Source organism: Intestinimonas sp. MSJ-38, from assembly GCF_018917925.1.
Classification (GTDB): domain Bacteria; phylum Bacillota; class Clostridia; order Oscillospirales; family Butyricicoccaceae; genus Pseudobutyricicoccus.
Genome location: NZ_JAHLPO010000002.1, coordinates 56,843 through 80,012 on the forward strand (window position 1 = coordinate 56,843; position 23,170 = coordinate 80,012).

Annotated in this window: 21 protein-coding genes and 1 pseudogene; 4 read left to right on the forward strand and 18 right to left on the reverse strand. The window is 53.1% G+C overall.

What is annotated here, in order from left to right:
* Positions 1 to 30: 30 nt before the first annotated feature.
* Complete coding sequence (locus tag KQI26_RS01550; RefSeq protein WP_216502871.1) at positions 31 to 615, reverse strand: zinc ribbon domain-containing protein; 585 nt, start codon at positions 613 to 615, stop codon at positions 31 to 33.
* A gap of 486 nt (positions 616 to 1,101) precedes the next feature.
* Between KQI26_RS01550 and KQI26_RS01555 the strand changes: the two genes are divergently transcribed.
* Positions 1,102 to 2,235: an IS3 family transposase gene (locus KQI26_RS01555; protein WP_216502872.1), complete on the forward strand. Its 1,134-nt coding sequence runs from the start codon at positions 1,102 to 1,104 to the stop codon at positions 2,233 to 2,235.
* A gap of 190 nt (positions 2,236 to 2,425) precedes the next feature.
* On the opposite strand, the gene KQI26_RS01560 is transcribed toward KQI26_RS01555, so the two are convergent.
* The 8 genes from KQI26_RS01560 to KQI26_RS01595 form a co-directional block, all read right to left on the reverse strand.
* Positions 2,426 to 2,962 carry a hypothetical protein gene (locus KQI26_RS01560; protein ID WP_216502873.1) on the reverse strand — a complete coding sequence of 179 codons (537 nt, stop codon included), beginning with the start codon at positions 2,960 to 2,962 and terminating at the stop codon, positions 2,426 to 2,428.
* 113 nt (positions 2,963 to 3,075) lie between these two features.
* A complete protein-coding gene (locus KQI26_RS01565) occupies positions 3,076 to 3,825 on the reverse strand; it encodes a metallophosphoesterase (RefSeq protein WP_216502874.1) in 750 nt (249 codons plus the stop codon).
* 20 nt (positions 3,826 to 3,845) lie between these two features.
* Positions 3,846 to 5,486: a recombinase family protein gene (locus KQI26_RS01570; RefSeq protein ID WP_216502875.1), complete on the reverse strand. Its 1,641-nt coding sequence runs from the start codon at positions 5,484 to 5,486 to the stop codon at positions 3,846 to 3,848.
* Positions 5,487 to 5,489: 3 nt separating this feature from the next.
* Complete coding sequence (locus KQI26_RS01575) at positions 5,490 to 6,299, reverse strand: recombinase family protein (protein ID WP_216502876.1); 810 nt, start codon at positions 6,297 to 6,299, stop codon at positions 5,490 to 5,492.
* A complete protein-coding gene (locus KQI26_RS01580; RefSeq protein ID WP_216502877.1) occupies positions 6,296 to 7,849 on the reverse strand; it encodes a recombinase family protein in 1,554 nt (517 codons plus the stop codon). Before KQI26_RS01580 ends, KQI26_RS01575 begins: the two co-directional genes overlap by 4 nt.
* Positions 7,850 to 7,918: 69 nt before the next feature.
* A complete protein-coding gene (locus KQI26_RS01585) occupies positions 7,919 to 8,068 on the reverse strand; it encodes an SHOCT domain-containing protein (RefSeq protein WP_216502878.1) in 150 nt (49 codons plus the stop codon).
* On the reverse strand, positions 8,065 to 9,987 hold the full coding sequence (locus tag KQI26_RS01590; protein ID WP_216502879.1) for an ATP-dependent DNA helicase: 1,923 nt from the start codon (positions 9,985 to 9,987) through the stop codon (positions 8,065 to 8,067). Before KQI26_RS01590 ends, KQI26_RS01585 begins: the two co-directional genes overlap by 4 nt.
* A 421-nt stretch (positions 9,988 to 10,408) precedes the next feature.
* Positions 10,409 to 10,903 (reverse strand): RNA polymerase subunit sigma-70, encoded by a 495-nt coding sequence (locus KQI26_RS01595; RefSeq protein WP_216502880.1) that lies wholly within the window; start codon positions 10,901 to 10,903, stop codon positions 10,409 to 10,411.
* Between the two features lie 229 nt (positions 10,904 to 11,132).
* On the opposite strand from KQI26_RS01595, the gene KQI26_RS01600 reads away from it, so the two are divergent.
* Positions 11,133 to 11,432 (forward strand): hypothetical protein, encoded by a 300-nt coding sequence (locus KQI26_RS01600; protein ID WP_216502881.1) that lies wholly within the window; start codon positions 11,133 to 11,135, stop codon positions 11,430 to 11,432.
* Between the two features lie 9 nt (positions 11,433 to 11,441).
* Here the strand turns inward: KQI26_RS01600 and KQI26_RS01605 are convergent, their stop codons facing one another.
* The 9 genes and pseudogenes from KQI26_RS01605 to KQI26_RS01645 form a co-directional block, all read right to left on the reverse strand.
* Positions 11,442 to 12,059 carry an ImmA/IrrE family metallo-endopeptidase gene (locus KQI26_RS01605; protein ID WP_216502882.1) on the reverse strand — a complete coding sequence of 206 codons (618 nt, stop codon included), beginning with the start codon at positions 12,057 to 12,059 and terminating at the stop codon, positions 11,442 to 11,444.
* 20 nt (positions 12,060 to 12,079) lie between these two features.
* Positions 12,080 to 12,454 (reverse strand): helix-turn-helix domain-containing protein, encoded by a 375-nt coding sequence (locus tag KQI26_RS01610; protein WP_216502883.1) that lies wholly within the window; start codon positions 12,452 to 12,454, stop codon positions 12,080 to 12,082.
* Between the two features lie 120 nt (positions 12,455 to 12,574).
* Complete coding sequence (locus KQI26_RS01615) at positions 12,575 to 13,531, reverse strand: YafY family protein (RefSeq protein WP_216502884.1); 957 nt, start codon at positions 13,529 to 13,531, stop codon at positions 12,575 to 12,577.
* Between the two features lie 50 nt (positions 13,532 to 13,581).
* A complete protein-coding gene (locus KQI26_RS01620) occupies positions 13,582 to 13,890 on the reverse strand; it encodes a hypothetical protein (RefSeq protein ID WP_216502885.1) in 309 nt (102 codons plus the stop codon).
* 26 nt (positions 13,891 to 13,916) lie between these two features.
* Positions 13,917 to 15,065, reverse strand: coding sequence for an S-layer homology domain-containing protein (locus tag KQI26_RS01625; RefSeq protein ID WP_216502886.1), 1,149 nt, complete (start codon positions 15,063 to 15,065; stop codon positions 13,917 to 13,919).
* Between the two features lie 19 nt (positions 15,066 to 15,084).
* Complete coding sequence (locus KQI26_RS01630; RefSeq protein WP_253292609.1) at positions 15,085 to 15,270, reverse strand: EAL domain-containing protein; 186 nt, start codon at positions 15,268 to 15,270, stop codon at positions 15,085 to 15,087.
* Positions 15,271 to 15,532: 262 nt separating this feature from the next.
* On the reverse strand, positions 15,533 to 18,049 hold the full coding sequence (locus tag KQI26_RS01635) for an S-layer homology domain-containing protein (RefSeq protein WP_216502888.1): 2,517 nt from the start codon (positions 18,047 to 18,049) through the stop codon (positions 15,533 to 15,535).
* 329 nt (positions 18,050 to 18,378) lie between these two features.
* Positions 18,379 to 18,546, reverse strand: a pseudogene (locus tag KQI26_RS15640) (HU family DNA-binding protein); the annotation flags it as partial.
* A gap of 270 nt (positions 18,547 to 18,816) precedes the next feature.
* Positions 18,817 to 21,723, reverse strand: coding sequence for an S-layer homology domain-containing protein (locus tag KQI26_RS01645; RefSeq protein ID WP_216502891.1), 2,907 nt, complete (start codon positions 21,721 to 21,723; stop codon positions 18,817 to 18,819).
* Positions 21,724 to 22,180: 457 nt separating this feature from the next.
* On the opposite strand from KQI26_RS01645, the gene KQI26_RS01650 reads away from it, so the two are divergent.
* Both KQI26_RS01650 and KQI26_RS01655 read left to right on the forward strand, forming a co-directional pair.
* On the forward strand, positions 22,181 to 22,366 hold the full coding sequence (locus KQI26_RS01650; RefSeq protein ID WP_216502892.1) for a hypothetical protein: 186 nt from the start codon (positions 22,181 to 22,183) through the stop codon (positions 22,364 to 22,366).
* Positions 22,367 to 22,827: 461 nt separating this feature from the next.
* On the forward strand, positions 22,828 to 23,106 hold the full coding sequence (locus tag KQI26_RS01655) for a hypothetical protein (protein ID WP_216502895.1): 279 nt from the start codon (positions 22,828 to 22,830) through the stop codon (positions 23,104 to 23,106).
* The last annotated feature ends 64 nt before the right edge of the window (positions 23,107 to 23,170 follow it).

Consider the following 23,170-nt stretch of genomic DNA (forward strand, 5'->3'; position numbering starts at 1 on the left):
CTACTTTATATGATTGTCCATTCACATCTTTTATAATTCTTGTTCCATCACCATCTCCGAATCCCGGAAGTGGATGCGAATGGTTTCCTCGTCCTCTACCGTGATCTTCTGGATGATCTGACGGACGAACTCATCGTCGAACTCCGTGTAGTCCGCGCTGCACTCCATGATGCTGTCCCACATTTGCTGATGGCGGGCGGCCTGTTCCTCCAAGCTGACTTCCATCTGTTGGGTGTCCAGGATCTGTGCTTTGAGGGATTCTTTCTCGTCCGTCAGGGCCTTCATTTTGGCATTCAGTTCGGCATCGCCCATGTTCTCCAGCAGCCGGTCCAGCAGATCGCTTTGCTCCCGACTCACCGCTTCCAGGTGTTTCTTCAGTTCCAGCAGCTTTGCGCCAGCCTGCGATAATGCCTGCTTGGCTTCCTCTGCCATCGCCAGTACATCGGGGCAGACCTCCTGCCGGATGGCGGCAAACTCGTTCATGGCGGCGAGGATTGCACTGTGGAGCTTGCTCTCATCCAGTGTCGGGGAGTTGTGACAGTATTTCGTGCCAAACTCCAATCCGGAAACGCAGCGCCATACGATACGCTTTTTCCCATCTCTGGCCCGAGTCATTCGCTTATACAGGGAAACGTACGAGTAAAGATTCATTTTCCATAGATAGCATAGAGTAGTCCCTGAATCAAATACAGGACATTTGGAATAATCGATTTCATTAAGCCTGACATATCTCTGACATGCCAAATTTGGATTTTCGTGATTCCTACTGACAAACAGGGGCGGAGACATCTGGCCTCTCAGCCAGTCCAGACACCCTATGTGTACCAGTAGCCGATCCAGCAAATTATGTTGATTCTGGCTTATCGTATCCGTGTAGTTTCTTTGACCTTAACTGATCTGTATTGATTGGTAATAGCACCCGTTTAGAGGTATCAACCGTCAGCATATTAAGAAAATTTCCTGCCGAAGAGGCGCATTCTCACTCATAGCGCACTCTTTACATCGGTGCTAATATTGCACATCACATTAGCACCAATGTCTTGCAAATTTCTACGCTTTATTTTCCGTGATATCCTAACATATAAAGAGGAGGATATTACTATGAAATATTCAAACGAAGAAAAGCTATCCATCATCACGCGCTATCAGCAGGGCGAAAGTGCTATCGCTCTTTCCAATGAACTCGCTATCCCTCGAAGCACCTTATACCGTTGGCTCAACTCCTTTCCGACAGACAGCTCTGGCAAGCCATTGAAATTTTCCTATCAAGAATACGCATCACTCCAACGCAAAGTTGAAAAATTGCAGAATATCATCACAATTTTGAAATCTGTGGATTGTCTGGCATCTGCCCCATTGAAAGAACGGCTGCACGCTTTAGAGCCGTTTTATGGAAAATATGAAGTTCACACAATATGCGAGGCGCTGGATGTTGACCGCGGTACATTCTACAACCATATGTTACGCAGCAAGCGCGGCAACGCTTGGTTTGATAAACGTCATCAAGAATACTGTCAGCTCATCCGTGATGTGTTTGACGAATATAGGCAGGTGTTGGGTGCAGAGAAAATTCGAACGATTCTTGTTCAGCGTGGACATCAGGTCAGCGCTGAATATATTTCGCGACTCATGCGTGAGATGGGCTTGAGCAGTGTTCGGTCGACAGCAAAGCAGGAATATCTAAAGCTGCGTGAACCAGAACGAAAGAAAAATATCCTGCGACAACAATTTAACGCTCAGCGGCCAAATCAACGCTGGGTCAGCGATGTCACCTGTTTTAAACTTGGGGATCACTACTTTTATATTTGTGTGATTATCGACCTTTTCTCGCGCAAAGTGATTGCACATAAAATTTCAAAAAAGAACAGTACGCAACTTCTCACTGCAACATTTAAAATGGCACATGAAGAACGCCATCCCCCATCTGGTCTTATTTTTCATAGCGACCGTGGAGCGCAATATACCTCTCACCGGTTTCAACAGCTTTTGCATAAATACAATACGAAGCAATCCTTTTCTCAGCCCGGCAAGCCGCATGATAACGCAGTCGCAGAATCATTCTTTGCATCGTTGAAAAAAGAAGAACTCTACCGGAAAGATCATCCTTCCGATAGAGCATTTCAAGCCAGTGTAGCTTCCTATATTGAGTTTTACAATACCAAACGACCTCATCGCACATTGAAAAATCTGACGCCATGCCAAATGGAAGAGAGCTGCTGTGCAACTGTTAAATGAGACATCCGTGTTCGAATCGCCTAATTTGCTCGTTTTCTACTACGTTTTGAGATGGTTTGTATTTTCGTGTCTCATATTTGCTTCAGCGCGCCACTCGCTGAAATCCCTGTCATACCAAGACTTTCAGGACATAAAATGACCCTACCCAATCCTCAAGTCTCATCGACTTGTTCGAATTGGGTAGGGTCATTCAATAGGAGAACACCTGTGCATATGAACCTTCGCCTACAGATTTCAGTGTACTATAGATAGACCGTTTATCTTGCTCAATCGTAATACCAGAGGTCAACTGAAATATAGGTGTCAAATCGACAATTTCAATAGGCTTAAAATCTTCTGGTATGGTACTTCCACCGCTTTTTACAACAAAACGACGACAGCGTCTAATGGCATCATCATACCCGTTATCTGAGATTCTAAATGCATAAGGCGTTTTATGACATTTTGTTTTTAAGGTTTCAATATTGTTTATGATATCCAGAAAATCTCTGCTATCCTGAGCATGAAAATAGCCACCAGTATAAATCACATTTCCATCGTCATCATATTGCAAGTTTATATCATGGTTCAAGACAGCAAACCAATGATTCAGTTGTGTGTGATAAACGGCAAGCAGTGTTTTCAAATCTTCGTTAGGGATAAAATCATATAGATCCAGGAAGTCATCTAAATAATTTAACTCATTTTCAGCTACCAAGCGTTTTAGATAAGAATCTATTTGCGCCATATAATCGCCCCCTAACGGATTTAATTATACAACCATTTTGATGTTCTGTCCATCACATACGACAAATGATGGATGGAGGCACATCGGCCAATCGTCCGGTGTGCCTCCATCCATCATTTCAATCGGATGATCTGCTCATGCAGCATGACGAACCCATTTTCTACCACCATGTTCTCATGGTAGTGTCCGAAAAACCAGTATTTGAAGCGGCAGCGTTCTCGGATTTCATCGAAGAAGTCTGTCAGTGCGTCCCGTCGGTACAGCCCGCCGCTGAATATGTCCTGGATACTGCTGGGACAGCAGTGCGTAATGATGTAGTCTACATCCCAGCCAGCCTTGTCCAGCGTTTCTCGCGCGGTCTGGTATTCCGCATCGTCGGGCAGTTCCTCTTTCCACCAGGAGTGGTGATCGACACGGAACAGCGCTCCTGCGGCATTAAGCTGCCGGAGCTTTCGTTCAAAGTTCGGATCGTCCGGCTCTAAAATGCCGTCTTGGATATCGTGACTGCTTGCGCCACCCATTGTGAAGATCCGCTTTCCGCTGATCTCATAAAGCTGTCCCCGCATCAGGTGCAGGACGCTGGGGCGAATCACCTGTACGAGTCCGCCGTGCCACTGATTGATCGGGTAACTGCAGAGCAGGTCGAAATTTTCGTGATTCCCACTCACAAACAGCGTCGTGAACGGCCTGTTTTCCAACCAGTCCAGCCATTGCTGTTCGGTATTGCTGCCATCCCAGATGCCGCCGAAGTCGCCGCAAATGACCAGGTAATCTGCTTTCGTCAGCTGCACCTGCTCATAAAAGGCCGCGGGGCGAAGTCTGCTGAAATCACCATGTGTATCGCCAGTCATAAAAATTGCCATATCCCTTACCCCATTTCTTCTTATAATTCTTGTTCCAGCACCATCTCCGAATCCCGGAAGTGGATATGAATGGTCTCCTCGTTCTCTACCGTGATCTTCTGGATGATCTGGCGGACAAACTCATCGTCGAACTCCGTGTAGCCTACGCTGCACTCCATGATGCTGTCCCACATCTGCTGATGGCGGGCGGCCTGTTCCTCCAAGCTGACTTCCGTCTGTTGAGCATCCAGAATCTGTGCTTTGAGGGATTCTTTCTCGTCTGTCAGCGCCTTCATTTGGGCGTTCAGTTCGGCATCGCCCATGTTCTCCAGCAGCCGGTCCAGCAGGTCGCTTTGCTCTCGACTCACCGTTTCCATGTGTTTCTTCAGCTCCAGCAGCTTTGTACCAGCCTGTGATAATGCCTGCTTGGCTTCCTCTGCCATCGCCAGTACATCGGGGCAGACCTCCTGCCGGATGGCGGCAAACTCGTTCATGGCGGCGAGGATTGCACTGTGGAGCTTGCTCTCATCCAGTGTCGGGGAGTTGTGACAGTATTTCGTGCCGAACTCCAATCTGGACACGCAGCGCCATACAATCCGCTTTTTCCCGTTTCTTGCCCAGGTCACTCGTTTGTACGGGGAACCGCACTCACCGCATACCAGCAGTTCCGTTAGGGCGTATTTGCCGGAGTATTTCCCCAGCTCTGTCTTGCCACTTTTTTGCAGCACCTTGCGCTTGCTGGAGCGGCGCGTAATCTCGTTCCGCACCTGATCGAACATCTCTCTGGAGATGATTGCAGGATGGTTGTTCTCCACATAGTACATGGCGCGTTCGCCTTGGTTTTTCTTCACCTTCTTGGAGATGCAGTCTGTGATATAGGTCTTTTGCAGGAGGGCGTCTCCGATGTATTTTTCATTCGTCAGGATGTTGTGGATGATAGCAGGCGACCAGCATTCTACCCCCTGTGCGGTCGGGACCTTGTCCTCGTCCAATTCTCGCTTGATCTGCCCCAGCGTACAGCCGTCCAGATACCGGTGATAAATACGCTTGATGACCTCGGCTTCCTCTGGGACAATCTCCGGCTGTCCATCTGCGCCCTTGCGGTATCCCAGCATCTTTTTGTATTGGAAGGTCACTTTTCCGGCTTCCGCGCTTTTTGCTTTGCCCCAAGCGACATTCTTGCTCAGGGATTCGGATTCCGCTTGGGCGAAGCCGCTGAAAAGTGTGATCAGGAACTCGCTGGATTCCGTCAGCGTATTGATGTTCTCTTTTTCAAAGTACACGCCGATCCCGTTGGCTTTCAGCAGGCGCACTGTTTCCAAGCAGTCCACGGTGTTTCTGGCGAAGCGGGAGAGAGATTTTGTGATGATGAGGTCGATATGGCCTCGTTTGCAGGCAGTAATCATCTTTTTGAACTCTGTTCGCTTTTTGAGACTGGTACCCGTGATGCCCTCGTCGGCATAGATCCCCGCCATTTCCCAATCCGGGCTATCCTGGATCTTCTGGGTATAGTAGCTCTTTTGGGCCTCATAGCTGTTGAGCTGCTCCTCACTGTCGGTGGAGACGCGGCAGTATGCCGCTACACGCATTTTGCCGTCTTGCGCTTTACGGAGGGTCTCCGGTGCCTTGGTTGCAGGGATCACCCGCACCCGGCGTTCCAAAGTTGTCGCCGTTGTTTCCATGTATCATTCGTCCTTTCCCTTCATTTTGTCATCCAAAAATGTAAGCCTTACCGCGCCGTTCGGTGTGATGGTGATATGCGAAACCGCCCGGTGAAAGCGGCGCCAGTCCACTTTCGTCAGGCGGTCAGAATTTTCGTATCCACAAATGGTGTCCGGGCAACAGTCGTATCGTGCGGCTGCCCCCTGTAAGATCAGCATCATGACGGCTTCTGGGGACTCCGGCTGCTCCAAGCCTCGATTGATGGCATTATTCAGTCGGATGACCTCAGCAGAGGGCGCATAAACAGCCAGTGCTTGATTTTCGTGCGCTCTGAATTGCCCAATAATCTCCGTTACCATCCCGTCCATATCCAAGGTGACGGTGCTGCCACAGGTCGTGCATTTCAGGTACACCTTATCCTCAGCCTGCCAGCTGCCGCCGATACGCGTCATCTTCGTACCGCAAGTGCATTGCAAGTACGGAGTCAGGTGCGCAATGGGAGATTTCTCTCCGCAGGCCTGTCGGCTGGCATTCTTCTCTGCGGTTTTATCCTGCGCCGCTTGAAAGTCAGCGGCATCGAGCATTGCAGGATAGCCGTCCCTGCCGATGTAGCGGGGATTTTCCAGCAGGCGTTTCACCTTGTGCTTGTTCCAAGCTGGCGCATCAACACTGTATGGGATGTTCTGCTGATCCAGCGAATCGGAGATGTTCTGGTAGGACGCACCTGCATTATAGAGGGTAAACACCATGCGGACGATCCGCTGTTCCTCCGGCACGATCTCCAACGCACCGTTCCGGATCTGATATCCATATAAGATCTTGCGATTTGTCATCTTGCCGTCACCGCCATTCGTTCGCTCAGCTCCAGTCCACCATAAAGGCGGAAGCGGATGCAGGTCTGAGACTCTGCGATCATCTTCTCTACAAGGCTTTCAAACAATTCTTCATCGAAGCCATCCAGCTGTTCCAGTCCATCGAGGATGGTCTGTTCCAGCCTGCGAAGGGCGCTCATAGTTTCGTCCAGCGCCTCGTTCTCGGTCAGCCTGCGTCGTTCCCCACGAAGCTGCGTCAACTTGGCGCTGATGGCGTTCATGCGGGCCGCACAGGCGTCGGCATCCAGCAGGCCGTTGGCGCGCAGGGTGCTGATCTTATGGCTTTCCTCCGTCGCTTCTGCGATAGCGCGGTTGATAGTCAACATCTTCGGGTTCTTTTGCCGCAGGATGCTGTCCAGCGTGTCCATCTGCTCAATGGCAGGCGTCAGGATGATCCCGACATTGCATTTGAGCTTGCGGTACATCCGTAGGAAGGCCGATCGAAGCTCCGTTTCCGGGATGCGCCCCACCGGGCAGTCTGCGGCATTCCCGTCATGCGTCCGGCAGCTCCAGGACACATACCCGTTTCGGCTGCATCGACGCCCAAAGACTCTTCCGCAGTTTTGACAAATGATCTTTGAGGCAAATGGACTTTTTGCTCGGCGTTTATCCTCTTTCTGTGCTCTCCTTTGCATCAACTCCTGCACCTTCTCGAAGGTGTCGTGGTCGATGATAGCAGGATGTGTGTTATCTACATAGTATTGCGGGCGTTCTCCGTGATTTTTCTTCTGTGTGAAGGGGAAGCCGCAGCTGTAGGATTTCTGGCATCGTGCATCGCCAATGTATTTCTCATTGGTCAGCAGGTATCGAATGCTGGTCCCAAGCCATTGTTCCGTGCCGCTCTGGGACGGGATATCCCTTGCGGTCAGCTGCTCTGCGATCCAGTTGGAGCTGTGCCCCTTGAGGTAGGCGCTAAAGACCCACCGCACGACCGCGGCTTCCTCCGGGACGATCTCAAGGTCTTTCCTGTCGACGAGCCGATATCCATATGGAGCGTTACAGGTGATGAATTCGCCGCGCTCCATCCGTCGCTGGTAGCTCATCTTCTGGTTTGCTGAGATGGAGATGGATTCCTGCTGCGCCAGAGAACCAGAAACGCTCACCATCAATTCGGTGGTGAGCGTTTTCGTGTCGATATCCTCTTTTTCAAATTGGACGGATACTCCCATAACGGAAAGCTCTCTCAGCGTGGACAGGCATTCCTTCGTATTGCGGGCAAAGCGGGATACCGACTTCACCAGGATGCGGTCGATCTTGCCCTTCCGACAATCCTTCAGCATCCGGTTGAAATCGTCTCGCTTGTCCATCCGAGTCCCGGTGAGTCCTTCGTCCGCATACACATCCACCAACTCCCAGCCGTCGTGCTGGGCGATCTTCTCGGTGTAGCTGCGGATCTGAGCTGCGTAGGAATGGAGCTGATCTCTGGAATCTGAGCTGACGCGGCAGTAGGCAGCTACCCGCAGGTGTTCCGGCTGGAATGTCTGCGGCGCGATGACTTTTACATTTGCCATTTTTCTTCACTTCCTTGCATCTTTTTTGTCAACACACAAGCTACCACACTACTGCCGGAATATCCAGTACTATTCCCACACAGTTTGCGGCTGGTATTTCTCCATTACCAATCGCTTGGCATAAGTCAGTTCTTCCGCTGTCAGCCGGTCATTTTGGAACAAATGCTCCAGCATTTGGACCGCCACCCGATACTGCAATTCCTTTTTAGCATCCATCATACGAGCACCTCAAAATATTCTTCGGATTTTTTCTCCCGCAGAAACTTCGTCACTGCCTGAAGGCTGCCTGTGACGTGCATTTCCGGCAGTGCCTCCCGCACCGCTTTGTTATACCGGCGTCCGCGGCCTGCGCGCTCATCCAGAATGGCAACGACGCAGGTATCGGACTCGGTTCGGATGGCTCTGCCAAAGCCCTGGCGTAACTTGATCTGCATCTCCGGAACTGCCACGCTCTGAATGAACTCACGGAGGGAGTGATATTCCTCCCGTTCTTTTTCTTTGAGCGCATCCGGATAAGCGAAGGGCAGGCGCGGGATCACCAACAGAGAAACGCAGTCGCCGGGAAAATCAAAGCCTTCCCATGCGGCGCCTGTGGCAAGCAGGACGGCTCCCGGTGTCTGCCGGAACTGCTCGGTCATATGTAGAGCGTTCCTGCCCAATGTGAATAGTGGGAAGCGCAGTTCCCGTTCCTGCAGCTTATCCTTCACTGCGGACATGGCTGCATAAGAGGTAAACAGCACCAGCGCATGGCCCCAAGCCGCGCGGATGAGATCGGCGATCTCATCTGCCAGTTCGTCATAGTACCCTTCTGCGCACCGGTTTGGCGGGTCCTGCGGTAAGTACAGCAGGCAGTTGTGCCGGTAATCAAAAGGAGACAGTGAAACGGACTCCGTTATGCGCCGTCCATCCGGCAGTCCTGCCTGCGCCCGGAAACGGTGGAAGTCATCCCCTACCGCCAGCGTCCCGGAAGCCAATATAAAGGCGTGTTCCGGTCGCCACAGCGTCCGGCGCATCTGCTCGGTCAAATCGGAGACCGTAGCACACAGCATGGTGCCACCCTCGTCATCCTCCGCAGTGTAAAAGATCATATTCGATCTCTGGCTACTAAAAAGAGCAATGGCGTTGTTGAGATCCTCCAGCTGCCTGCGCCCCTGCGGCGTCAGCAGTCTGCCGATCTGCTTGACAATGACCGGAAGAGCGTGGGCTGGGAGCGTCAGCAGACGCAGGTATTCATCAATGGACCCGGTTTCTTCTCTGGGCGCTGTGAGCTTGCGGAGCAGCGGTCCGGCCGTGTCGGTCAGGACATCCGCCGCCAGCAGATAGCGTTCTGTCCGAAGCTGCCGGATCAGGCTTTGGATATCCCCGGCAGTCAGTTTCAGGCCGAACATCTCTCGCGCCGTTTCCGGAAGCTTGTGTGCCTCATCGACAATGATGATGCCATGCTCCGGAAGGATAGGCCGTTTCCCTTGACTGCGATGGATGGCGTCTGCCAATAACAGATTGTGATTGCAGATTTGAAAGATATGCCGGTCTGTATCGCAGCGCTTCAGGAATCGCTGATACCGGCAATCCAGATCGTCACAGTCGCAGAAGGACGGAACACAGACGCGCTCCCGGTCATATCCGCTAAGATGCTGTGCTCCATCCATATCTAACCGCCCCCGCAAAGAGCGAAGCGCCTCTGCTGCCTTCGGGTCTTTCTTTTGGAGGTTGACCTGTCGCAGCCGCTTGTTCAGTCGCTCATCGCAGACATAATGGCTCTTTCCCTTGCGAATGATCGCCTTGATTGGCTGGTCTATCACGCTGTCAGCCATCAGCACACAGGAAAGCAGAGGGAGGTATTCGTTTTGCACCGCATTTTGCAAGGCGATGCTGGAGGTGGATATCAGGATAGGGCGATGGCATGCCCCCATCCTGATATCTGCGGCTACAGCCGCTACTAAGTAGGCATAGGTCTTTCCGATGCCGGTGCCTGCATCGCACAGGGCGATGCCGCCCTCCAGCATGGTGTCCAGCATCCGGTGACTGAGTTTCAGCTGCTCCGGGCGCTCTGCCATGCCCTGGGCAGGCAGCAGGTCTGTGAATATATGGTCGATCAAGGCGTGTGCCTTTTGCTTTTCCACTTCAATGGTATTCATCCGTAAATTTCTCCTGACACAATAAATAGTGATCATTCTCATTTGACTCACTGTATTTGCAGCTCGCGCCCCAGTGATAAAGGGAACAGTACGGACAGAAGGCAGCGACCTTCTCACGGGCGTATTCCAGGGATCTCTACTGCTTTCAATCCCAGGGCAGCCCAGCCTCATCATGCCGGCCAGTGCGTTGTGTCTCATTATTTGCCCGAACAGCGTCGATGCCAGCCGGTCTTGCCACGACCGACCCGTCACAGGTTTTATCGCTCACCGGAGAGATTTTCTCCGGGTCTTGGCGCACACTGCGCGAATGCTCATCTGTCCGGGCGGTTGCCCGTACTGCTGGTATGTCGTTTTCAAGGAACAGCGAGAGGCGCTTATGGTCTCTCGCTGTCCTCCCGAAACGGCTATGGGGTGAATACCTTTACTGAGAATAAGACGCGAAATATTTTTTGAGATCCCGCAGGATGCGGTCTCTCCGCTTGATGACGGCCCGCTGAGTGACCCCGATCTGCTTGGCGTAGGCTCTGGTAGACACGCTATCGAAGAACAGTGCGTTGATGAGCTCCCGATCCCTGTCGCTCAGAGACAGCAGCGCCAGCAGAAGCACCTGCTTCTGCTCCGCCAGTTCCCGGTGCTGCTCCCGCACCAGCAGTTCTTCCTCGGCGCTGGGTGCAGTTTCCGCTCCGACAAAGGTCGGGAGGAGGTCGTCTGCCTCCATACGCTCCAGCGAGAGGACCTTTCCTACGGACTGCTCCTCCAGCAGATAGCGCTCCCGACGGTCTGCCTGGGCGTAGGCGTTGAAAATGTCCTCGGACACCTCCACATCCCGTCCTTCGACTGTGATGATGTTGGCGATCACTTCACCGTTCTCGTTTTTGATCCGTCTATAATTGCGATTTTCCTGCCATTTTTTCATTTGTCATGACTCCGATCTCAGATTTTTTTGAAAGTTCTGAGATCGGGTCATGGGTATTTGGCGATGTAGGGCTGCCAGTAGCGGAGCATATAAAAAGTCCCTTTCCGCCTTTCAACGGGGCGAAAAGGGTACAAAAAGAGCCTTACGCATAGCTGAAAAGCTACTTGTAAGGCTCCTAACTCAATGCTCCTGCTCTAATGCAGGTGGTTGGTGCTCTTGACGAAGTCACATGATGTTTATGGGTTCAGATCCGCACTTCGCTGCTGTTGCACACAGCGTCAGCAACGGGAAGCGGCGGATGATGCAGAATGACGATGCTGATCTGCTGTCCGCACTTTGGACACTTCGTAATGAGGTCTGCGGGATCGCCTATTTTCATGGCGACCAAACGATATTGGGACAGCGCTGCTCCAGCGGGGACATCCGCGATGCGGCCTTTTTCACAAACTGGGCAACGAAGGGATCTACGGGTTTCTTTTACCATGTCGCCTCTCTTTCTGTGTTCTCTTTTTTGAGAACACTATCTTAAAATTTTTATTTACAGAAGCTGCTGGTTTTCCAGTCGGATACGCATGGCCTGCTTGGAGACCTGGAAAACATCTGCCATATCTGTGACCAGTCTTTGCCGATCTCGACCGGGTCGGAGCCGATAAAAGCATCGCTTCAGTTGGGGCCGCGGCATCAGGAGGATCGCTCCCAGAAGATTCGCCTGCGTTTCCAATGTGTTATTCTGGCTTTGTGTAATGCTCGACTCTGTTACCATGGCTGCACTCTCTCCGGTGCCGCTGTACAGCTCTTTATGGAGCAGCCAGTGTGCCAGCTCATGGGCGCAGGTAAAACGCAGCCGTCCGGTGGAGGAATCCTCTCCGCAAAGAGAGTCGTCGATCAGGATGGTCCCGCTTTTGACCTCTATGATGGTGTAGCCGGGGATGTCGCGATCATAGATGACCGCACCGCCGTCATCAAAAATGGTCTCACCCAGGACACTGCCGGTTTTCCGCAGACACTGAAATTCCAGCGTGAGGCCCTGCGCTTCGATGATATCCTCGATGGGGATCATTGTGGGAACGCCATGATAGAGAGACTGATCATAGGCGGTGATGACTTCGCGGGCGATTCCCTCCAGGACCTGTTCCCTGTAGTATCGTGTTCTCATGCCGTGGTATCACTATCCTCTCACGATGATCTCATGCGCCGGCTGATCCGGTCGATAAAGTCCTGCCATTCCTGATCGGTGGCGTCCGCTTCTCTGGCAGTACGCAGTGCCGTGCGAACGATCTCGCGGTCCATAATGTACTCCGGGAGATCTGCGGATACCCGGTCACGCCGGGACTTTGCAGCCAGATCCAACAGCCGTTCCCGGTCGGCCTTGCCGAGGTGCAGCAATATAGCCATTTGGTCCAGACAGCCCTGCGCCGGGGCTGCTCGACGGTCGTTCTCGATATTGCTCATATAGACCGGAGATAGATCCAGCTTTGCCGCCATGCTACGGAGGGATATCCCATAGGACTTCCGCCTTTCTCGAACAAAGCTGCCAAAGGTCTGTTCCACTCATTTCACCTCCTTGCCGCAATGTTCTCTTATCTGGGAACGATATTATCATAGCAAACATCTGTTCTATTTTCAATGTATCAAAAACGAGGTGTTCCCTGGAGGGAACACCTCGGGCATTCAGGTCAGCCAACGCCCCATTTCTTTTATTGTTTGCAAGATATCGACCGGTCCAAGAATACGGATCTTGCCGCCGAATGCAAATACCCACCCGAAAAATGGCGGACTGGGCGCAACCTCGACAGCAGCTCTGAAATGCCGCTCATCCACAATTTGTGTACAGATATCCGAGCCAAAGCGGTCTATGATACTGCGCATCGTTTCATTCTCGCACAGCAGATCCACAGTACAAGGTCGCTCCGGGTACATCCCAAAAACTTTACGAACATATTCGGCAGCATCGAAGTCGGGTGATAAGATTGCTGCCTGTTCAGAGGACTCTACTGCCGTCATCCGGTCCACCCGGAATTGTGCGAGTTTGCCATGCTTCTCTGACCACCCTACAACATAGTAGTAATCTCTGCTCCATATCAGAGCATAAGGGCTGATCCGGTAGCGATAGCCACCATGCTTGAGGACCTTTTCTTTCTGCGGTGTGTATTCATAATACTGGAATGTGATCCGGTGTTCCTCCTGAATGGCATCCTGTATCTTATCTACGATGTAATAGATACGCTCATTCCCCGGTTTTGCGGTACCGGCCATATAGATATGGCGCTCCAACTGTCTGGCGTGATATTGGCTGGTGAGCATACTGAGCTTTTGAATGAGTCGATCACTCTTTTTTGCTGTGATGAACCGTGAGGATTCCACGGCATCCACCAGCAGCTTCAACTCTGGCAATTCAAACAGCCGATCTCCAACAAAATACTGGTTCTGCGTACTTTTCACGCAGATGATATCCATCCCGTTATCCCGCAGGCTGTCGATGGCGCTGTACACGCTTTTGCGTCCCAGCTTGATGCCGTGGGATTCCCAGTGGCTAAGGATGTCAGCCACGGAAATGGTATGCAAGTCATCGGTCTTTTCATATAAAAGCCGCTGCAGCAGTAAGTGATTTGGTTTGTCTTGCGGCATTTTACTCGACCCCGTCCTTTTCTGTTTGTACGATAGACATATTGCCGGTATCAACCTCTCTTTCGACGGCTGCCCGATCGCTCTATCAGGCAGAGCAGCAACAAGGTGGCGCATACAAGTGCAGCCGTGACGACCAGCTCCGGAACCGATGGGCAATATGCGACCTGCGCCATTTTCGCCGCACGATCCAGGTAGAGCAGTCTGCCTCCCATTGCCGCCAATGCTGTCAAGCAGAGTGCGAATGCGATCCGCAGCATCACAATGCACTTACCGGGACGCGCATTGTAATTGTAGCGCACGATCCGCGCGACTTTTTTGCTTTTGAACTTTCTCCTGTGCATATATGGACCGTAGATCATGGTACACTCCTATCCGTTCAACAAGGTCAGCGTGTAAAAAGCCAGCCTTTTGCCGCAAGCTCATCAAAATATTCCTGACTTTGGAGTGTTGCTTTTGCATCCGTACCAGCGGGGTCGGCCCGCACAATACCGCACGTTACATAATAGCTGAACGCGTCAGCGAAAAACTCTGCTCCGTTTGTTTGCCGGTTGCTGGAATACAGGGGGCCGCTCCATTTTTCTTTGCTGCGGATCGTTTCAAAGGCGCTGTAAACATTTCTATCAATACCGGTAGTCTTGATTTTTTCCTGATAGTAATGACCCATCTCGTGAAGCAGGGATCTTTCAGTGGCGAGGTAGATTGTCTTTTCCGAGTAGACCGTCATGCCGCCAATACTGTAAATGCCACTTTTATCCGAGTATTCATTGATTTTTCCGGTATCAAAGCAGATCTTCCAGCCGTCCGTGATAAATGCCTTGCGGATCGGTTCCGGCACCTTTGCCATATCTGCATAGAAATCATTGATCGCGCTCTGAGGCAGATCCTTAACAACACCCTTCATCTCGGTCACGATGGGCGGCTCCTGTGCAGTTTTGGTATTCGTCAGCGCCGCATGGATGATGGATACCGCCTGTGCTCTGGTGATGATCTCCGTTGCATCAGCGTCCTTAGTCGCAAGTCCCAGTTCCTTGGCAGTACGCATTCCGTCAATGTTGGTATTTGGGTTTGCGCCATACAGCCGACTGGAATAGACCTGTGTCCCAGTTGCTGTCAATGCATAGTTCCATGCGTTGCTGGCTTGGATGGTACGGTCCTTTTGTAATTCAAGCTCTGCACCATAGCCTGTCCAACCATGACGCACCACGCGGCGTAGATGATAAAGCATAGAGTCCTTTGACACACCAAGATCGCCCGTGTCCTGCTCATTCTCCGGAATGCTCCTCGACAGCATCGTGCAATACTGTTCCACAGTGATTTTCCCATCTGGGTTGAATTTTCCGTTGTATCCGTTCACGATGCCGTTGTCTGCCGCCCACTGAATGTCCTCGTAGCAGGCATGACTTTCAGGTACATCTGAGAATGTCAATGTGCCTGCTGCCAGCGCAGTCGGGATCAGTCCGGCGATCAGTGCGGTGATCATCATTGCAGAAACAAGCACTGCAAGCCGACCACGCTGGTTTATGTAGGTTCTCATATTCCTCAAGTCCTTTTCCTTATTTTTTGCGGAGAGTAGACTCTCCAAATTGATGAAAGAAATCTTCTGCGGGCATAGGTTTACCAATCAGGTAGCCTTGCAGGCGGTCACAGCCGAGCGCTTTTAACAATTCAATCTGGCTGTCTGTTTCAATGCCCTCTGTCACACATAGCATCCGGCGTGAGAGGTGCGCTTTTTTCTTCATCCCACTCATCCAGCAGATACTGCATATTGGTTCTGTCACAGTAATCGTGCAGCGTTTCTCTCATACCTATTTCACCTCGCTTTTTCAGGATGTCTTCAAACCTGCCGATATTCAGTTGCATTTGAGTATTGCTCCGAAACGACACCCGGATTACTCGTGAATGAATACCTTCTCAAGACGCTCCATCAACGATGGAGCGCCTTGAGAAGGCGGGGGCAAACGCCCCCAACCTCCCGAAAAAAGAGAAAAGTGAAGAGAAATATCAATTGTTGGCGCGATAGAGCAGCGTCACGATCTGGCTGCGGGTGCAGTCCGCACCGGGGCTGAACTTGTTGCTGCCGGTGCCGCTGGTGATGCCGTTCTCATTTGCCCAAGCGACAGCCTTGGCATAGTAGGCACCATCCGAAACATCGTTAAAGCCGGAGCTGCCTGCCAAGGGCGAACCTGCCGCCCGGTGCAGGAAGGTAACGGTTTGACCGCGGGTCACCGTTGCGCCCGGTGAGAAGGTATCCGCGCCGGTGCCGCTGGTGATGCCCTGCTCCACTGCCCACAGGACGGCATTATAGAAATAATCCGTGCTGCTGATATCCTTGAACGGATTCGTTGTACTCTTGGGTGCGGGGCTGCCTGCTGCCCTCCAAAGGAAGGTCACCATCTGTGCGCGGGTGCAGGATGCGTTGGGTGAGAAAGTATTGGCAGAGGTCCCTCCGGTAATATTCTGATCGACCGCCCACTTTACCGCATCCAGATAGTAGGCGTTCGCAGGGACATCTTTGAAGTCAAGTCCCGATGCCGACTGTCCCAGCTGCTGAGTCCCACTGGAAGCGGCACTATATGCTGTCAGGCTACCGTTTTGATTGATCTCATAAAACTTCGGTGCACTGTTGGAAGTGACATACCACACCGCTTTGCCGTCTACTGTAATCGGTTGGCAATCGGAAAGCCGTGCTTTTCCGCTCTGGGCCTGTCCGATCTGCTTCCCGCTGCCATCCACGATGACATAGCAAATCGTCCCGTCCGCTTCAAAGTTCCCATACTGATCCATTGTGTTGATCTCCCACAGCACGAGGAATCGGTCCTCCGACAGCTTCACGAGCTGCGGAACGGATGCGCTGGTAGTTCCACCTGCGCTGTAGTTCGTCAGCTGGACAGTCTTTGTGCTGTTCAGGTCGCTTTGGCCGGTCACATACAGCACAACATTTCTTACGCTTTTGCTGTTCGCGCTCCCATTCTGTACCGCGGTATTCATCACGGACAGATAATTTCTGCCGGAAGCGGCCAGACCTCCCAGAGCTGCGTTCGTGTAGTTCTCTCCGATGGCGCCGTAAAAGGTCATTACCTCGCCGTAGGAGGCAGTGCCAAACTTCTCGCTGCCCGCGGGGTTCTTATACTGGAACAGCACCGCCGATCTGGGGTAAGCGTCGCCGTGATCCATGGTCACCAGCCGTCCGGATTCGTCCACCAGAATGAACTGATTGAAGGAGTGGCTGACATAGCCGGTGGCGGCATACAGCACATCATAGCGGCTGTCCGTAATAGCCATGTCCGATTCCCGGATGCCGATGAGCAGATTGGATTGATGATTCAGCCTGTCCTTGGATTTGAACATCTGGTGGCTGGTGGTGATATACAGCATCCCGTTATACTCCGCACAGCGCAGGGAGCCTGCCCTGAATGGGATCGTGGTGTTGGCACCCTTCAGGCTGGAAGCATCCAGGCGTTTCCAATCCTTGGAGTACTTCACCACCCGGACGACCTCCTTGCTTTGAGACTCCTCCGGATTCTGCTGACCGAAGATAAGGAAGTTATAGCCCTCGCCTGCGTAGAAGCCGCCGAACAGCTCCAGCTCCATAGGGACACTGTCCGAGGTCAGAAGTTGGAAGCTGCTGTCGTAGTTCTCCACGACGACCTTCCCCTCGATGCACTCCACACGAGTGAGATTCCCGTCCTGCCGTTCATAGAGGTATGAGGTGACCGGCTTGCTGGCGTACCAGCTGTAGTTCTGTTCTCCCTGATTGCTGGATACCGCCGCCTTCGCGTTAGGGTCCTTCACGATGACAGACTCTGTTGTACCTCCGATCTTCTGGATCGTCTCTGTGTAGGAGTCTCCGCAGAGGGAGCATGTATAGGTCCGGACACCGCTTTTAGTGGCGGTAGCCGGTGTGGTCACCCTGGACTCGTACTGATGCTCCAGCTTGGGTCTTACCTCGATAATCTGATTTTCCCCGCAGGTCATACATTTGCGGGAGCTGACGCTCTCCTTGATGCAGGTGGGACCGTCGCTGTCATAGCTGTAGTACCACTTGTGGATATGATCCAGACCGGTAAGGGCCAGATAGTCCTCCTTGCTCACCACAGTCACATGGACGATGGCCTTGGGGGTAAACGGACCGTCCGAGCTTTCACTGACGGAGTAGGTAATGTCCGACTTGCCGGGGCGGATGCCATAGTAATACTGGGCCCGGCTCCCCAACACCTCCGGATTGCTGATCTCATGCTGAAGATAATAATGATCCGGTTCCAGCGGTGTGGGCTGGCTCTGGAAGTCCGCCGGGATAGTCACCTCAAATTCATAGAGGCCATCGTCATTGACGCCCAGATAAGTACCACCAATAGAGCTGGGCCGGTACAGGCTATCGTTGGCAAGCGTGAGGGCTGCCGTGAGGTCATGGCGTGCTCTCACGTTGGCGGCGAGGGCAGGCGACGCTGCGGCGCCTGCCAGCAGCAGAGCGGAGAGGGTCACGCTGGCCGCTCTTTGCAGATTCTTTTGTCGTCTCATAATCATTTTCTTCCTTTTTTTGATTCATGTTTTGGTTTCACGCAAAAATCGTCAGCTATTATTCCGCAGATAATGAATGATGATCCCTATCAGCCACAGACCTCCCGTGAAAAGCGTCAGTATAAAATCAAGAATCAGTCCTCCTATACCGCATTTCCGTTTCTTTTGCTCATTTATCTTTCGTACCTTTCTATAAATTCGTCACATCATCTGCATTTTTCTTTGTCAGTCCAGGCACGCCTTGGGCGGCTTGGGGATGGGGGCATTCATTACCTTGCGGAGCTCCTTCCCCGCCTTGAAGACAACGGATATTTTAGGCGGCTCATCGGTCATCCACCGCACACGGGAGTCCCGGCTGATGCCCCCCGCCGAGGGCGGGGCTCAAAGATACCGTAGCCGGAGAGTCTTACACACTCTTTCTCCGCAATCCGCCGCCCAATCTCATCCATGGTGTGATTCAGCACCGTTTCGATCATGTCCTGTGATACGCCGGTGCGCGTCTCTAACTTGCGATCAGTTCTTTCTTATTCATGGCTTTCCTCCTGCTGTTGTTTTTTCTATGGTAGGAAGTCTTCTTCTCCAAACGCCTCATACATCATGGGACGCTTGGAGAAGAAGGGGACTATCGTCCCCAATCTTCTTTCTTTTGGTTATCTGGTGGTAAGTCCGTTCCAGCGTTCCTCACCGCTTGTCATAGTAGTTTATCCAATCATAAGTGCCCTCCGATTCGTCTTTGTGAAAGCTGCTTTGATGGGATGAGGGTTTGTTTACTGTGCGTTCTGGATAAACCGCGCCATCATGGCGGCGACCTGCGCGCGCTCGGCGTTGGCTTTCGGGCCAATGCGCCCGTCTCCGTAGCCGTTGAGGATGCCGTTTTGCGTCGCCCAGAGGAGCGCGTCCTGGGCGTAATCGCTCGCGGTGTCCGCGTCGGAGAACGGCAGGGAGCCATTCACGGCGGGAGACCCGGCATAGCGATAGAGCATGGTGGCAAGCTGCTCACGGGTGACATTGCCATCGGGGTTCGAGCCGTCAGAGACGCCGTTTTCCCGCGCCCACGCGACGCCCTTATCGTACCAGTTCTGCCCGGCAGCGGAGGTGGTGTCCACGCCGGCAAGCCGCGCCAGTACGGTATTCACCATGCCGCGCGTCATGGGATGCTCCACGCCAAACTGGTTGTTGCCCACGCCCTGGAACAGTTCACGGGCGGCAACGAAGTTCACCTGATCTCTCGACCAGTGCTCACGGGTGTCGATGAAGTCCTTGGAATTGTCCACGATCTTCACGGTGGCGCCGCCGTTCACGGTGAGCTGGATGCCGTCCTCGGTAGGAACGGAGTTCTTGATGATCTCCTCGGTGCCATCAGGATGGACGAGGACAGCCACGGTGCCGGGTTTCACATTGGAAACGGGGATCTCCACCTTGGTCTCGCCTGCGCTCTTGGGTACTTCGATGTTCACCACGGGCGCGGTATTGGAATTCCGGGTGGCCTCCACCTCAACAGGGGCCTTGACAGGCTCACCATTCTTCTTGGCGTCCTCGATGGCCTTGCCGCTCAGCTGGGTCTCCGCCGTAGTCTGGCCGTACCGGTCGGTCTTCACCGTGCCGGTGGAGCCGTCAGCGGCCTTGTTCTCGGTGACGGAGCTGCCGTTGGGATTGGTTGTGGTCTTGGAAGTGCTGCCGTCCTTGGCGGTAGTGGTCTCCACCTTGGTGCCGTCCTTCTTGGTCTCGGTCTTGACGGTGGTGCCGTCGGGCTTGGTGGTGGTCTCCACCTTTCCGGAACTACTGGAGCCGCCAGAGGAAGAACCACCACCGCCGGAGGAAGAACCGCTGGAGGACTGGGCGCGGACCGTCAGGGTTCCGCTCTCTATCGTGCCGAGCTCATACTTATCCGCCCAACCATCCTTGAGCGTGGGAGCCGTGACGGTGATGGGGAAGCTACCCGCCGTCTTGCCGTCCGCCGTGGTGGAGGCGGCGGCTTGCGTCGCAAACACCATGTCGGCGGTGTCGCCGCTGGCAAAATTGCCGCAGCTGACAGTGAGCGCCGGGAGCGTACCACCCACGGTCATGCTCTTGTTATCCGCCCGGACAGTGATGGCGCGGTGTGTGACACGAATGTCACTCGTTGTGGCGCTGACGTTCTTCTCGCCGGAGGTATAGGTCGCCGTGATCGTGACCGGGGCGGTGCTGGCCTTGAGGACCTTGACGGTCACGCTGCTGCCGCTGCCGGTGATCTCCAGCACGGCGGGATTGCTGCTCGTCCAGGTCCATGTACCGTTCGTGTCGGCGTTGGCAGCCGAAGCAGTCAGTGTGAAGCTGTCGCCGTAGACGGCGGTAGCAGGCGCGCCGCTGATCGTGACCACAGCACCCGGCGTGACCGTCGGATCCTTGGGCGTTACGGTGATCGCCTGTGTAGTGGTTCTTGTCTCGTTGTTCTTCGCATAACTGACGGTGATGCTTGTATCATTCGTGGTCAGCGCTCTTTTGGGTTCGAAGGTAAACTCGGTCACTGGTGCTGTGGTGCCGTCGCTATATGTCGCCGTGACCACCATGCCGGTGGGATCAAATTTATCACCCTCGACATATTCCATCTTGTCCGGTTGCTTGGTGATGGAGATGTCGGTGAGGGTGATCTCCGGCTTGACGGGAGGCTGGGGCTGGGAGCCATTGACATCAATAGACTGTTCGCCGCTGCTTGCCCCATTGTAGAGAGCGTCGTTACCTGCCGGGGTGTAGGAGGCGCTGTACTGGTGCGTTCCGGCGGCCACATTCTTGATGGTTTGACTGGCTGTGCCGTTATTCAGAACCGCCGAAACCTCATGTGTTCCCAATTTGAAGGTCACGCTGCCGGTGGGAAAATACGCGCCGACGCCGCTGACCGTGGCCGTCAGCTCCACCGTGCCGTTGCCCTTGTCCTCGGCGCTTGCGGTCACAGTGGGCGCTGCCTTGCCGATGGTAAAGTTGCCAGCGCTCTGCCGGGAGATTGCCTCATAGGTCTCCCCCTCCGGCGCGGAAAGCGTCACGGTGTAGTTACCGGGGAAAACCGGCTGGCTGACCGGCTGGTTGTTTTGCGTGTATTCCACCGTAACGGAGGGGCTGCTGTCCAGCGTTATGCCGTTTCTTTGAATCGCGAGATTTGTCTGGCTGCCGGTGTGGGCCGTGCCGTTGAACGTGCCGCCGGTGGGGACTTGGAAACCATGAATGCTTGCGTCGGTGGCTTTGCTGACCGTGACATTCGCGGTGCCCACCGAAACGGCATAGGTGTCGTTACCGGGATAAATGGCCCGCAGTTCGTTGTCGTCCAGTTTGAAACCATTGTCGGGCGTGACAGAAACAGGATTGCTGTTGATCTTCTTACCGTTGATGTAATACTCCACCGCAGAATTATCCACAGGAGTATCGGCGGTCACGGTCGCGGTCAGCGTCAGCGTGTCGCCAAAAGCGGCGGGGGCGATGCTCGTGATCGCGGTGGAAGTTTCCGTTTTGCTGGAATTTTCCTCGGTAACGATCAGCGTGAAGTTCTGCTGGATCTCGCCGCCATTGGCGTCCGGCGCAAAGACGGAGAAGATATAGGTTCCAATTTCAATATTTCTTGTACTTTCAGCGCTGGATATGTCTTTTCGAATTGTGATAAATCCGGTTTTACCAGGATCATCATCGCCCATCTCTATCCACATACCAAGCTCCGAAACGCTTGCGATGTATTTTTCTGCTGTATCCCCATCTTCCCTTATCCTCTCGGTTTTTGCATCATAGGACGCTCCGCCTACAACAGATACCTTAAACTTCAAGGGGATATCCGCCAAAGATGCCGAATCACTCGGACTGCTCCAGTTCACGATAATTTCAGCGGGGAAAATAGTTCCGTCTTGTCCATTGATCGCCGCATATGTTTGGCTAACAACTCTATTTGCATCTAAAATCGAAAAACTCTCAACATACGGAAGATTATCAGGCATCGCGCTGGTTACCCATGCGTTATTAGATTGCGTTAAGTTCATTCCGGCTTGTGAACTATATGGGGTGAAACTGACAGTGGCGCTATTCGTTCCCGCCGTAATGTAGGTGTGCTCATACTCCGCAAGACCGGATTCTCCATTGAAGCCTCCGGTTGTCTCAAAGTGATAAGTACCGTTGAACGCGCCGGTGATGGTCAGCATGTTCTCCTTGCCAAGAATGATCTTGCCGTCACCGGTCAGGCTGTTAATGGTTTTTGATCCCGCAAAGCTGATGGTCGCGTTATTAAGCGCTACATCAGCCGTTTCATTGATCGCCGCGACCGTAGCCGTGCCGCCGTTGACGGTCAAACCGGTCAAATGAGCGAGGTTGAGTTTCTTGCTTTCCTTAGCCGTGTTAATGGTCAAGGAGGTGTCGTTCGAACCGTTTCCATTCACGGAAACGGTATAAGTCCCACCGGCTGTGGACGCGCCATCGACGGTGATATTCACCGAGCCGTCGACTGTATATTGGGTGGGATCGGCTGTCGGCACGGGCGGCTCCGTGGTGTCGAACCAGCCGTCGCGGTTAAACTCCGCCTCTTTCGCACCGCTGCCATAGATACTGCCAACGGTTGAGTTTGTGATATTGATCTGCGCGTTGCCGGTATATGTGCCATTCATGCCGCCCCCGTGGATATTGCCGAATGTGCTGTTGGTCAGCGTCAACGCGGCGGCAGAGCCGGGAGCGGGTACCTGAATAGTGTTTGTGGTGGTTAATCCACCGGCAAACAGATGCACCGCACGGGAGCCGGAGCCCCGGGTGATATTTTCGGCGTTAAAGCTGTGACCGTTGACAAAAATGGCGTTGTGATACTTGTTTGCCAGATTCAATTCCACATTTCGCATCGTCACATCCGCGCCCAGCAGAATACCGGAGGCGCGAATATACAGTTCGCCAGTCGAATTACCGTCTCCTGTAATGGTGACAGCCTTATTGATGACAAACGGCGCGTCTTCCACCGTCTGCACATTGATAAAGCCTTTGCCCTTGATTACAATGGTGTCGCCATCTTGGGCCTTTTCCAGCGCTGTCTCAAAGCTGGCGTAGGGCTGGCTGTATGAGCCGTTTTCCGCGCCCGTGTGACTCATATCTGTGTAGATCGTATTGCCCTCTGCCATCACTGCC

Coding starts and splice junctions, on each gene's coding strand:
- KQI26_RS01595 (WP_216502880.1), bottom strand. CDS start 10,903: ATGAAAAAATGGCAGGAAAATCGCAATTATAGACGGATCAAAAACGAG.
- KQI26_RS01580 (WP_216502877.1), bottom strand. CDS start 7,849: ATGGCAAATGTAAAAGTCATCGCGCCGCAGACATTCCAGCCGGAACAC.
- KQI26_RS01575 (WP_216502876.1), bottom strand. CDS start 6,299: ATGACAAATCGCAAGATCTTATATGGATATCAGATCCGGAACGGTGCG.
- KQI26_RS01625 (WP_216502886.1), bottom strand. CDS start 15,065: ATGAGAACCTACATAAACCAGCGTGGTCGGCTTGCAGTGCTTGTTTCT.
- KQI26_RS01570 (WP_216502875.1), bottom strand. CDS start 5,486: ATGGAAACAACGGCGACAACTTTGGAACGCCGGGTGCGGGTGATCCCT.
- KQI26_RS01585 (WP_216502878.1), bottom strand. CDS start 8,068: ATGATGGATGCTAAAAAGGAATTGCAGTATCGGGTGGCGGTCCAAATG.
- KQI26_RS01630 (WP_253292609.1), bottom strand. CDS start 15,270: ATGAAGAAAAAAGCGCACCTCTCACGCCGGATGCTATGTGTGACAGAG.
- KQI26_RS01565 (WP_216502874.1), bottom strand. CDS start 3,825: ATGGCAATTTTTATGACTGGCGATACACATGGTGATTTCAGCAGACTT.
- KQI26_RS01615 (WP_216502884.1), bottom strand. CDS start 13,531: ATGCCGCAAGACAAACCAAATCACTTACTGCTGCAGCGGCTTTTATAT.
- KQI26_RS01600 (WP_216502881.1), top strand. CDS start 11,133: ATGATGTTTATGGGTTCAGATCCGCACTTCGCTGCTGTTGCACACAGC.
- KQI26_RS01605 (WP_216502882.1), bottom strand. CDS start 12,059: ATGAGAACACGATACTACAGGGAACAGGTCCTGGAGGGAATCGCCCGC.
- KQI26_RS01560 (WP_216502873.1), bottom strand. CDS start 2,962: ATGGCGCAAATAGATTCTTATCTAAAACGCTTGGTAGCTGAAAATGAG.
- KQI26_RS01590 (WP_216502879.1), bottom strand. CDS start 9,987: ATGAATACCATTGAAGTGGAAAAGCAAAAGGCACACGCCTTGATCGAC.
- KQI26_RS01635 (WP_216502888.1), bottom strand. CDS start 18,049: ATGAGACGACAAAAGAATCTGCAAAGAGCGGCCAGCGTGACCCTCTCC.
- KQI26_RS01620 (WP_216502885.1), bottom strand. CDS start 13,890: ATGATCTACGGTCCATATATGCACAGGAGAAAGTTCAAAAGCAAAAAA.
- KQI26_RS01550 (WP_216502871.1), bottom strand. CDS start 615: ATGACTCGGGCCAGAGATGGGAAAAAGCGTATCGTATGGCGCTGCGTT.
- KQI26_RS01645 (WP_216502891.1), bottom strand. CDS start 21,723: ATGTGGATAGAGATGGGCGATGATGATCCTGGTAAAACCGGATTTATC.
- KQI26_RS01555 (WP_216502872.1), top strand. CDS start 1,102: ATGAAATATTCAAACGAAGAAAAGCTATCCATCATCACGCGCTATCAG.